The organism is Enterobacter cancerogenus, from assembly GCF_019047785.1.
GTDB lineage: Bacteria > Pseudomonadota > Gammaproteobacteria > Enterobacterales > Enterobacteriaceae > Enterobacter > Enterobacter cancerogenus.
The window spans coordinates 1119958-1132131 of sequence record NZ_CP077290.1; the positions used below are offsets into that span (position 1 = coordinate 1119958).

Here is a 12174-nt window from a genome sequence, read left to right on the forward strand (position 1 = left end):
CAACTCATCGCCGGAATGGCTTAGATACCTCGCAAAACATGAACATGAAATTAACAACGCTTTTTGCGGCAGCGTTAGCCGTCGTAGGTTTTTGCAAAACCGCCTCTGCGGTGACTTATCCCCTGCCGACAGACGGAAGCCGTCTGGTAGGTCAAAACCAGGTTGTCACCGTTGAAGAGGGCAACACCCAGCCGCTGGAATACTACGCTGCGCAATACCAGCTTGGTCTGTCTAACATGCTGGAAGCCAACCCGGGCGTCGACCCGTACCTGCCAAAAGCGGGCACCGTACTGAACATTCCTCAGCAGCTGATCCTGCCTGACACCGTTCATGAAGGCATCGTGATCAACAGCGCGGAGATGCGTCTGTACTACTACCCGAAAGGCACCAACACCGTGATCGTGCTGCCAATCGGTATCGGCCAGCTCGGTAAAGACACCCCGCTGAACTGGACCACCAAAGTTGAGCGTAAGAAAGCCGGCCCAACCTGGACGCCAACCGCCAAAATGCACGCGGAATACATCGCTGCCGGTGAGCCGCTGCCAGCCGTCGTCCCTGCCGGCCCGGATAACCCAATGGGTCTGTATGCGCTGTACATTGGCCGTCTGTACGCTATCCACGGTACCAACGCTAACTTCGGTATCGGCCTGCGCGTCAGCCACGGCTGCGTGCGTCTGCGTAACGACGACATCAAATTCCTGTTCGACAACGTGCCAGTGGGTACGCGCGTGCAGTTCATCAATGAACCGGTGAAAGCGACGACGGAGCCAGACGGCAGCCGTTACATTGAGGTGCACAACCCGCTCTCCACCAGCGAAGACCAGATCAACAACAACGAAATCGTGCCAATCACCCTGACCAGCGCGGTACAGGCCGTGACCTCTCAGGCCGATGTGGATACGACCGTTGTCGATCAGGCGATCCAGAACCGTTCCGGTATGCCGGTGCGTCTGAACTGATAGCAACACGCATAAAAACGCGGGCCTCGAGGCCCGCTTTTTTTTATCCGTTATTGACGATAACAATCCCGCCGTGGTCGTACCGATAGTGGCAGTGGGCGTACTCCAGCGGCGTACCGTCTTCAAGATAGATTACCTGCTCTACCTCCAGCACAGGGTCGGTTTGCTCGCAGACCAGGTGCTGCATATCCAGTTCGTTGGGCTTTAACGCCCGCACCACCCGATACGACCCCATGATCTTCAGCCCGAGCGTCTCCTGCACATACTGGAACACCGAACTTTCAAGATGGCTCTTGTTTAACCCCGGCACCAGATTCAGCGGCATGACTGTGGAATCCAGCGACATCGGCTCGCCGTTCAGCAGACGCAGGCGGATAAAATCATAGACCGGCGCATCGCCGTTAATCATCAGCGAGGCCTGCTCTTTCTCGTTGGGGAAGCGCAGTTCAAAATGCACCACCTGGCTGCTCACCGTGCCAAGGTGTGCCCAGGTTTTGGTTGCGCCAAAGTAGTCGCTGCCAGAGAGATCCCACTGCGAAAGCTGGAGGAAGTTTTTGCGGATAAACGTCCCCTGCCCCTGACGGGTGTAGACCAGCCCTTCGACAATCAGCTGGCGCATCGCCTGCTGAATGGTCATCCGGCTGGTGCTGAACTCCGCCGCCAGCGCGAACTGGTCCGGCAGCGGTTCATTGGCGGCGTACTGCTGGCTGATAATGCGTTTCTTGATTTCCCGCGCTATGGTGATGTACTTCGCCGCCATCGTCCTGTCCTTCTGTTTAGTTTTCTATCCCGCTGTTTTTCAACGCCACTCTCTCGGCTATTTTGAGGAAAGGCAGGTAGAAGAATACACCAAATGTCATGATTGCCAACTGCACGACCACGGCACGCCAGTCCCCCGCTGTTGCCAGCCAGGCGCTGAGGATCGGCGGCGTGGTCCAGGGGATCATCACCACGCAGCGCGACATCAACCCCAGGGTGGTGCAGAGCCAGGCGAAATAGATGCCGATGGCGGGCAGCAGAACAAACGGGATCATCAGCGGCAGGTTAAAGACAATCGGCAGGCCGAAGATAACCGGCTCGTTGATATTGAACAGGCCGGGCGCCAGAGACAGACGGGCCACCTGCTTCGCCGATTTTTGCCGCGAGAAGATGAAAATGGCGATCAGCAGCGAAATGGTGCTGCCCGTACCGCCGATCATGCCAAAGGTCGGGACAAAGATGTTGTTGATGATATGCGGGATCGGCTGACCGTTAGCAAAGGCCAGCATGTTCTCGTTAGTGTTAATCAGCAGGAACGGTTCCAGAATCACGCTGTTGACCACCGACTGGTGAATACCCAGCGTGAAGAGGAAGTTGCCGAAGCTGTAGATAAAAATCGTCCCCGGCAGGCTGGTGTTAATCAGGCGCAGCGGCTGCTGGATAAAGGTGGTAATGAGGTGGATCAGGTCCGTGTGCAGGACATTCGCCAGCACGGCGGCCAGCACGGCAAACAGAGAGAGCGTGATGATCGTCGGGATCAGCGCGGTAAAGGATTTGCTCACCGCAGGTGGGACATTTTCCCCCAGAGAAATGTGCAGCGCCTTAAGGCGCGAAATGGCGATAAAGATTTCCGTCGACAGCAGGCCAATCAGCACCCCGGCGAAAATCCCGGTGCTGCCAATATTGCCAAACGACAGTACCTGGGTAACGTTGACCGCCGTCTGGCTGCCTGCAGGCGTGAGCGAGAGCTGCATCGGCATCATGATGATAAAGCTACTGACGGCGATAACCACTGCCGAGACCGGATTGTCGAAATCTTTGTTACGCGCCAGCGCCCAGGCAATCATCGGGGCCAGCAGCAGCGCCGCGATATTCAGCGTACCGTTGATTATCGCCTCGCCCCACACCTTGAACTGCGCCAACGTGTCGCCTTCAAAGATCCACGGAAACACCACGTTATTCACCAGCACCGCCAGCCCGGCGAGGATGAAAATCGGCATCACCGTGGCGAAGGCATCGCGCAACGAGCGCAGGTGCACCTGGTTTGCCAGGCGCGCCGAGAACTCTACAAATTTGTCGACAAAAGACTGCATATGCGGTGTTATTTTTGCTTCAGACATAGCGGATATTTCCCATCAATCAGTCACAAAAACGGCCTGGCAGCGTACGGCTTACATCTCGCGTCCGTTGGTATGGATGACCTGTTTCAGCCACGCGTAGCTTTTCTTCGGCACGCGCTTGAGGTCTTTCAGGTCGTGGTTTTCACGGTTGACATACACCACGCCGTAGCGTTTGCGCATATCGCCCTGCGAGCTGAGGATGTCAATTAACCCCCAGCCGAGATAGCCCATCACCTCGGCGCCATCCTCAAACATCGCCGCCTTCATCGCCTCGATGTGCGCCCGGTGATAGTCGATGCGATACGTGTCCTCAATCGGGTTCACGCCGTCCCAGGACTCAATGACGCCAATGCCGTTTTCAATCGGGAACACCGGCATGCGCCAGTCGTTGGCGTAGCGGGTGATGATGGTGCGAAAGCCCATAGGGTCGATCTGCCAGTTCCATTCCGTTGCCTTGAGATACGGGTTGTTCTTTTCACCGTGCTGCAGGTAATAGTTAACCGGCGTACCTTCCGGGATCGCGTCGCTGTCCAGCGTTTTACTGGCGTAATAGCTGAAGGCCATGAAATCGTTTTTGGTGCGGGCGAACAGCGCCAGATCCTCGGCGCGGTAGATATCGCCAAAGCCCTGCTGCTCCACTACCGCCATCACCGCCGGGCTGTAGCCCTGGCCGGCAAAGACGCGCAGCAGGTTCTGGTTGAGGAATTCGTCGTACTGCTGGGCGCAGAAGATATCGCGCGGCTTGCAGGTTGCGGGGTAGATCAGCTGGTGCGCCAGCATGCCGCCCATCAGCTGGCCTGGCCGGGACTGGTGCAGGTACTCGGTCAGCGCCATGTGCGCCACCATGGTGTGATGCTGCACTTCGTACAGTTCGCGCAGGGTTTCCTCCCCTTTCATATAGCCGGAGATGCGGAAGGCTATCGGCATGTGGAAAATATTCTGCTCGTTAAAGGTCAGCCAGTACTTCACCCGGTCGCCGTAGCAGTCGATCATCTTTTTGCCGTAGCGGATAAACGCCTCCACGACGCGACGATCGTTAAATCCGTTGTACTCCTGCGCCAGCGCCAGCGGCATATCGAAGTGGTAGAGGCAGACCATCGGCTCAATGCCACGGGCGATCAAATCATCGATAAAGCGGTCGTAAAAGGCGATACCCTCGTCGTTAAAGTCGCCGTCACCCTGCGGGCAGACGCGGCTCCAGGAGATCTGAAAGCGGTAGCAGTTCATGCCCAGATCCTGCATCAAATCAAAGTCTTCCCGGTAGCGGTGGTAAGAGTCGGTCGCCACTTTCCAGTCAGAGATATTTTCACCGGCTTCGCGAATGTCGTACACCGACATCCCCTTTCCGCCCTCGTTCCATGCCCCTTCCGTCTGCATGCTCGACACCGAGTTGCCCCATAAGAAGTTTGCTGGCAGTGATTGATTCATGGTTGCCTCCTATATGACTAGTCATTTAAATGATATGACTAGTCATATAGCCGGAGATGAAATTTCGATCAAAGGGGAGGAACGATTTTTGTGAGATGGGTTTGAATAATGACGAGGGATTTATCTTGCGAACTGCGCCGTGGCAGCAAGTCCTTTTGCTGCCAGACGTAAATGAGTCTGCGCACTTCAGGGGAAAGATACCGAACCGCCGAACTCCATATAGATTTTTGCCAGATTAGTTAACTGGTTAAAGCGATTTTCATACAGTGCCAGTTCGGCCTGACGGCGTTTCTCCTGAGCATCAAGCCAGAAAGAAATTCGCACCGCGCCCTGGCGGTAGCGAACTTCGTTTAGCCTCTCTGATTTTTTCGCCAGTTCCAGGCCTTCACGTAGAAGCGTCTCCTGTTCCAGGAGTTGATGACGCAAAGCAAGCGCATCTTCTACGCTACTCATCGCCTTGTAAAGTTCCTGTTTAAACTCCAGAACCCGTTGCTCGTAGTCGTTGCGGGCAATCTTCACGTCCATGCCCCTTTCTCTCCATTCCAGGAACGGCAGGGTCAGGTTTGCTCCAACAGAGCCTACAGGATTTTCCAGGAAGGCCATAAGGCTGCTGCTGCTGCTGCCAAGCGAGCCGGTCAGACTAAACGCTGGATAAAATGCAGTACGCTGGACATCAACGGTGGCCAATGCTTCCCGTACCCGCCACTCTTTAGCGCTGATATCGGGTCGATGCCGCAGCACGTTGACCGGGATCTTTCCACTGACCTGCGGCAGTGGTCCCATTGGTAACGCTTTCGGTTCGACTATCGCGCTGCCCGGCGCGGTTCCAAGCAAAACGGCTTGCTGATTGAGCGCCTGTAAACGTTCATTCTTCAACGCCGCCAGCCTGTTTTCCTGCGAAAGCACGCCCTGCTGCGCATCCACAACATCCAGAGAGGAGGCACCGCCCGCGGCATAACGCGCGTTAGCCAGGCGCAGCGTCTCTTTTGCATAGTCGATGCTTTGTTGCAGGACAGACAGCTTCTGGTTAATAAAGCCTAAGCGCCAGTAATTATTACTGGCATTTGAAAGCAGCGTCAGGCGGGCAGAACGCAGATCCTCTTCCGAGGCAAAACGTGCCCACGCCTTCGCATCGCGCTGCCGCGCTATTTTGCCCCACAGATCCAGCTCATAGCTGGTATTAATACTGGCAACGCTGCCCCTGCTCCAGTTGGCTGAGCTGTTCAGCTGTTTTTTACCGTCAAGCGCGAGCGAACCTTTGAGTCCCGGATCGTTTGCGATGCCGATCCGCTCTTCGTCCAGGCGGGCGCGATACACACGCAATACCGCTCTAGCGACATCGTTATTGCGCACCATCACCTGCCGCAGCCAGCCGTCGAGGTCTGGATCGTTAAAGGCCTGCCAGTCGAACGGCATCCTCTCCTCCGCAGCATCCGCTTGATACCAGTTGGCAGGGTATTTCACCTCAGGAGGCTGATAGTCGCTTTTCAGAGAGTCGGCGCAGCCAGCACTAAGCAGGACAGCAAGGCATACCGTTAAAGGGGATAATATTTTCATGGGTTACTCGCTGGCCAGTGAAACGACCGGATCCATCCTTGCTGCCTTGCGGGCAGGGAGATAACCAAAGATCATGCCGATTAACGTTGAACAGAAGAATGCGGCAGCAGCGGCCTGCCACGAATAAATGGCGGTGAAAAGTCCCCCTGCCAGCGCGGTGAACAGCGCTCCGGCAGCATACGACAGTGCAATACCTAACACTCCGCCTATCAGACATACCAGCACAGCCTCAATCATAAACTGCTGCATGATATCGCCCTGACGCGCACCGACCGCCATTCGCACGCCAATCTCATGGGTCCGTTCCGTGACCGACACCAGCATGATATTCATCACCCCAATGCTGCCGATCATCAGCGAGATGCAGGCCACCATCAGAATCAGGATGCTAAAGGTCATTGACGTCCGTTCGATTGATTGTCGAATCTGCTCGAAATTATAAAGCTGGAAGTCTTTCACGCCGTGGCGTTGGGTAAGAAGCTGAGAAATAGCGCTGACCGCTGCCTCGTTGGCAACATCATCCTTAAGCCTTACGCTGATGCTGGTCAACACCGGTTTTCCTGTCATTCGGTACATCACCGTGCTGTAAGGCATCCAGACGTTAATGCGATTAGGCGCATAGCTTCGGCTGTTCCCTTTGGCGATGCCGACAACCCGTGCAGGCACGGAACCCAGAAAAACGATTTGCCCAAGTGCCTTGAGTCCTGCATCGTCAAATAACGCCTTGCGGGCGTTTTCATCAATGATGACTTCCTGCGAGGCATTTCGATCGTCCTGGAAAGTTGATCCCTGCAACAGTTCAATACCGTTTACGCGAAAATGATCGCGCCCAACGCCGTTGATCGTGGCGGTAGCGGATTTACCCAGAAAGCGAATGTTGTCGGAAGCGTTAACTTCGGGGCTGACGCTGTCAACAAACCCCTGCTTTGCTAATGCTTCGGCGTCTGCCGGGACCAGTGTACGAATGGCTTCGGTGCTGTCGTCAAAGAAATCCCTTCCCGGGTAGATGCTCACCACGTTGGTTCCAAGCTCCTTGATATTATCAAGGGTTCGCTGTTTCGCGCCTTCACCCAGCGCCACCACCGTAACAACCGCGGCGATACCAAAAATAATGCCCGTCATGGTTAACGTCGTGCGCAGGCGATGCGCATTCATCGCTTTTAACGCCATGTGCAGGGATTCACGGGTACGGTCAACAATACTTTGCCACCAGCTTTGCTGAACGCTGTCAGGTCGTTTAAGGGCAACCCCGGAGGTAACACGACTGCCGGTATCAGAAATAATTTCACCGTCACGCAGCTCAATAATACGGTTAGCATGCTGCGCTACCTTCATATCATGTGTCACCATAACCACGGTATGGCCACGCTGATTCAGTTCACTGAGTATTGACAGTACCTCCTGACCGGACTGCGTATCCAGCGCGCCGGTGGGTTCATCCGCCAGAATGATTTCACCGCCGTTAATCAGCGAGCGGGCAATACTTACACGCTGCTGCTGGCCGCCTGAAAGCTCTCCCGGCTTATGATGTTCACGACCTTCCAGCCCGAGTCTTCCAAGCAATGTCGCCGCGCGCAGACGGCGCTTTTCGCGCTCGCTATTGGCATAAATCGCTGGAATTTCAACGTTACTTAACGCGCTCAGGTCGGGCATTAAATGATAACGCTGGAAGATAAAACCGATGTGCTCACGGCGGATCCTTGCCAGATCGTCAGGTGAAAGCTGGGCGGCATTTTGACCGCTGATATAGTAGTCGCCACAATCAGGGACATCGAGACAGCCCATAATATTCATTAGGGTCGACTTACCGGAACCGGAGGCGCCGATGATCGCGACCATCTCCCCTGCAGCGATAGTCAAATCAATCCCTTTAAGCACGGTGAGATCCTGTCCACCGTTCCGGTAGGTGCGGCTGATGCCCTTGAGTTCTATGATATTACTCAAGATACAAACCCTTCCCCGGGCGCTTTTTCACCCGGCTGCGATAACACAACATGTTCCCCGACTTTTACACCGTCCAGGATCTGGATATCCACACTGTTAGTAATGCCGGTTTTGACCTCACGGGTTTCCAGCCGGTTATCACTGGTCAATATCTGCACCTGCTGCTTGTTGCCACTCACTTTGTGCACAGCCTGAATAGGCACCAGTAACGTATTTTTAGCTTCTCCAGCCAGCAAGGTCACCTGTGCTGTCATGGCAATTCGCAGCCGATTTTCTGGATTGGGGACATCCAGCAGCGCGTTGTAGTACACCGAAGCATTTGACGTGCCTGACCCTGAGGCTGAGCTACTGCTGGCCAGGCTATCATCTTTCATAACCGACTCAGGTGCCAGTTCAACGGTACGTAACGTGGCGTCATAATGCTTATCCGGCTCAGAGAAAATGGTGAATCTGGCTTTCTGTCCCGGTGAAATTCGCGTGATATCCGCCTCAGAGATCTGGGCTTTAATTGTCATCACGTCCAGACGTGCGAGTTTGATAATGGTCGGCGCACTTTGGCTGGAGTTAACCGTTTGGCCCTGTTGGGTGACAACGGCAATAACAATGCCGTCCATGGGAGCAACAACTTTTGTATAACCCAAATCGACCTTTTTCTTGTCGACATCAATTTGCGCCTGGACGAGTTTGGCGTTCAGTGCCGATAGCTCAGCGCGAGTACTGGCCAGCGTGGTTTCAGCCGTTTCGAAATCTTCTCTTGAGCTGGCATCCTCATTTAGCATCTGGCGCTGGCGCTTAAAACGCAATGAGGCTTGCTTCAACTGCGCCTGCTTAGCCTGAAGGTCCGCTTTTACCACGTTGAGAGCAGCTTCTGCGTTGCGTAAATCATTACGCTGCGGCACGTCATCAATTTCAGCGATGAGCTGTCCTTTAGTGACACGATCGCCTAACTTCACTTTCAGCGACTTAACCTGGCCAGAAACCTGTGCCCCAACGTTGACCCGCTCAATCGCATCAATTCGACCGGTAGCAAGTACGGCGTTTTCAATATCGCCGATGCGTACTGGAGCGGTAACATACTCAGGGACCTCGGGGCTTCTCAGGAAGAAAAACAAGGCGATGCTAAAAATAATTAGCAGAGCCGCAGCACAGGTCAATACGCGTCGGGGAGGGAATTTTGTTAGCATTACGCAGGTTTTCCATAACGATAAACAGCAGTGAATCAGGCATCATAGTAACATCGCCAGTATTTACGGGAAGTAAACACCGCGCTATTTGGTGAAATAACGTCATCGGATTTTTCCACCCCGCAATCCATTACGCAGAATCTCCAGGTCCGCCTGTAAACCGCCGCCAGAGTGGGATTCTGCGCCGGAACCGATAAAATTTCCGACAACAACTTGCATAAAGACATCACTGAGCGATCAGATCCCACAAGAGCGTCAGGTCGTATGATGGCTTTCACATTTTTCATTATTCAGTTCCTGATTTTTCAACCGGGAATAAACCAATAGCGATTTTTTATTTCAATTACAATCATCTTTCTTAAAGGTAAAAGTCTCACCTGCACCTTTAAGGAAGATGACTGTGAAAATAAAAGCATGGACAGTTTTACTGATGTCGGTATATCTGACTTCCTGTGCCACACCCCATACAGAAAAATATCAGACCCTCATGGACAGCGTGACGGCGGAAAAAGTCAGCCGGATAATCCGGTCGGATGTCATCCCTTTTTCAGGTCAAAAACACGGGGAGATTATCAGCCGCGTGTCGTCTGCTTTTCTCGGTACGCCTTACCAGGCTGACACGCTCATCGGAGGGCCCGACATTCCCGAAGCGCTTGTCGCGAATTTCAACGGCGTGGACTGTTTTACTTTGGTGGATTACGTCGAGGCCCTGACGCGCAGCCATGACAAGACAACATTTCTGCATAATCTGGCGGAGGTTCGTTACACCCACGGGAATGTTGACTATCTCAGCCGTCGGCACTTCTTCTCTGACTGGTTCGCCACACAACCACGCAATGCCCGGGACGTTACGCCGGATATTAGCCCTGATTATGTTGTCGTCGACAAGCAGCTTAACCGCAAACCGGATGGGAGTGAGTACATCCCCGGCCTGGGCATCCATCACCGTAAAATTAATTATATTTCTGGAAACGCCATCACTCAGCAGGTACTGGACCGTCTGAAAACCGGAGATTATGTCGGCGTCTATTCTCCGCTTGAGGGGCTGGACGTTTCGCATGTGGGTATAGTGGTCCGCCACGACGGTCAGGTATGGTTCAGAAATGCCTCCTCACTGGATGCAAACAGAAAAGTGGTGGATTCGGCGTTTCTGGAATACATGCGCGCAAAACCGGGCATCGTCGTTCTGCGCGCTGAGTGACCAGCCCATCATACTGTGTGCTTACCCTCACGTTCCGCTCAAGACATGACATTTTCCATCCGAAATGTCTGCACGAACGTGAATGCATAATCCACAGAGTCCCCTTTTGCTGAGCCCAACCTGCGATTTTTCCCATAAACGAATCATTGTGCATTATGTGTTTAATTAGAGTTGCAATTCAAATATGATAATAGTAATTACTATCATTAGCATTTGCATTGATGGTTTATCTGGCAAGGTATACAGAGGTATCAGGAAACAAGCCTCTCCAGGTTTGTTGAACGGTCTCACACTCAACAAATGCATCAGAACACCGCGGCGTGGCAGCACGACGCCGTTTGGGCTGTTCAACAGGACAACGGCGCGAAAGCGTTAATGGAAGCCGGGACAAGGAATTCCCGATTCACCCGCCTACGTCACGGAATAGTCACCGACAGGACCGTCCGTAAGGCTGGTGAAACTCAAAAAGGACGCGGCGTCTGTCAAAGCAGGCTTAACGAAAATTAACGTCCTGCTGCTGGCAGATGACTGCGTCGACTTCCTGATTTAGTTCGTCAAGCGGAGAGGGATTTTCTCATGCGTATTTTGTTTGTAGGCCCGCCTCTCTATGGGCTGCTGTATCCTGTGCTGTCTCTGGCACAGGCGTTTCGCGTTAACGGCCATGAAGTGCTGATCGCCAGCGGAGGAAAATTCGCCCAAAAAGCGGCAGAAGCGGGGCTGGTGGTATTTGACGCCGCACCCGGTTTTGATTCTGAAGCTGACTATCGCCGTCGCGAGGCACAGCGAAAAGAAAGTAACATCGGCACAAAAATGGGCAACTTCTCATTCTTCAGCGAAGAGATGGCCGACCACCTGGTGGAGTTTGCCGGACACTGGCGGCCCGATCTCATCATCTACCCGCCGCTCGGCGTCATCGGGCCTCTGATTGCCGCCAAATACGATATACCGGTCGTAATGCAAACCGTCGGCTTCGGCCATACGCCCTGGCATATCAAAGGCGTAACGCGTTCGCTCGCGGACGCCTATCATCGCCACGGCGTTGCGGCCGCACCGCGCGATATGGCCTGGATCGACGTAACACCACCGAGCATGAGCATTCTTGAAAACGACGGCGAACCCATTATTCCCATGCAGTACGTCCCGTACAACGGCGGCGCGGTGTGGGAACCGTGGTGGGAGAGGACGCCCGACCGTAAACGTCTGCTGGTGAGCCTCGGTACCGTCAAACCGATGGTCGACGGTCTTGACCTGATCGCCTGGGTGATGGATTCCGCCAGCGAAGTCGATGCCGAGATTATCCTGCATCTTTCGGCCAATGCGCGGTCGGATCTGCGCTCTCTGCCGTCAAATGTTCGCCTGGTCGACTGGATACCCATGGGAGCCTTCCTGAACGGCGCAGATGGCTTCATTCATCATGGTGGCGCGGGCAATACACTGACGGCGCTGCACGCCGGTATTCCACAGATCGTCTTCGGCCAGGGTGCCGATCGCCCGGTCAATGCCCGCGCTGTTGTCGAACGCGGCTGCGGGATCATCCCCGGCGACGACGGCCTGTCGAGCAGCATGATCAATGATTTCCTTGACAATCGTGCGCTTCGCGACGCCTCTGAAGAGGTAGCGGCGGAAATGGCAGCGCAACCCTGTCCGAGCGAGGTGGCGAAAAGCCTGATCGCGAGGATACAGAAAGGGTAGCCACTGCGCCGTCATGACGATCATACGCCAGCACGCATCCAGGAATCATACGCCCGTAACAATGCGGGACCGGATCGGGCTGGCGCTTTTTTGCACAGCGATCCGACGCG

9 protein-coding genes are annotated in these 12174 nt (G+C 54.3%); 3 read left to right on the plus strand and 6 right to left on the minus strand.

The window, feature by feature from the left end; genetic code table 11:
• The first annotated feature begins 38 nt into the window (after positions 1–38).
• Positions 39–959 carry a L,D-transpeptidase gene (gene ldtB, locus I6L58_RS05225; protein WP_006177326.1) on the plus strand — a complete coding sequence of 307 codons (921 nt, stop codon included), beginning with the start codon at positions 39–41 and terminating at the stop codon, positions 957–959.
• Between the two features lie 43 nt (positions 960–1002).
• On the opposite strand, the gene I6L58_RS05230 is transcribed toward ldtB, so the two are convergent.
• From I6L58_RS05230 to I6L58_RS05255, 6 genes are all read right to left on the minus strand, one after another.
• Entirely contained in the window at positions 1003–1719 is a 717-nt protein-coding gene (locus I6L58_RS05230) for a GntR family transcriptional regulator (protein WP_006177325.1), read from the minus strand.
• Positions 1720–1735: 16 nt separating this feature from the next.
• Positions 1736–3058, minus strand: a complete 1323-nt coding sequence (locus tag I6L58_RS05235) for a PTS sugar transporter subunit IIC (RefSeq protein WP_042321090.1) — start codon at positions 3056–3058, stop codon at positions 1736–1738.
• A 51-nt stretch (positions 3059–3109) separates the two neighbouring features.
• Positions 3110–4486, minus strand: a complete 1377-nt coding sequence (locus tag I6L58_RS05240; RefSeq protein WP_042321087.1) for a glycoside hydrolase family 1 protein — start codon at positions 4484–4486, stop codon at positions 3110–3112.
• A 186-nt stretch (positions 4487–4672) separates the two neighbouring features.
• Complete coding sequence (locus I6L58_RS05245) at positions 4673–6043, minus strand: macrolide efflux RND transporter outer membrane subunit EtsC (protein WP_088207622.1); 1371 nt, start codon at positions 6041–6043, stop codon at positions 4673–4675.
• A gap of 3 nt (positions 6044–6046) precedes the next feature.
• Positions 6047–7987 (minus strand): MacB family efflux pump subunit, encoded by a 1941-nt coding sequence (locus tag I6L58_RS05250; protein ID WP_088207623.1) that lies wholly within the window; start codon positions 7985–7987, stop codon positions 6047–6049.
• A complete protein-coding gene (locus tag I6L58_RS05255; protein WP_088207624.1) occupies positions 7984–9171 on the minus strand; it encodes a macrolide efflux RND transporter periplasmic adaptor subunit EtsA in 1188 nt (395 codons plus the stop codon). Before I6L58_RS05255 ends, I6L58_RS05250 begins: the two co-directional genes overlap by 4 nt.
• Before the next feature lie 394 nt (positions 9172–9565).
• Here I6L58_RS05255 and I6L58_RS05260 point away from each other — a divergent pair, with 394 nt between their 5' ends.
• Positions 9566–10372 (plus strand): DUF1460 domain-containing protein, encoded by an 807-nt coding sequence (locus I6L58_RS05260; protein ID WP_088207625.1) that lies wholly within the window; start codon positions 9566–9568, stop codon positions 10370–10372.
• 576 nt (positions 10373–10948) lie between these two features.
• Positions 10949–12064: a salmochelin biosynthesis C-glycosyltransferase IroB gene (gene iroB, locus I6L58_RS05265; protein WP_088207626.1), complete on the plus strand. Its 1116-nt coding sequence runs from the start codon at positions 10949–10951 to the stop codon at positions 12062–12064.
• Positions 12065–12174: the final 110 nt, after the last annotated feature.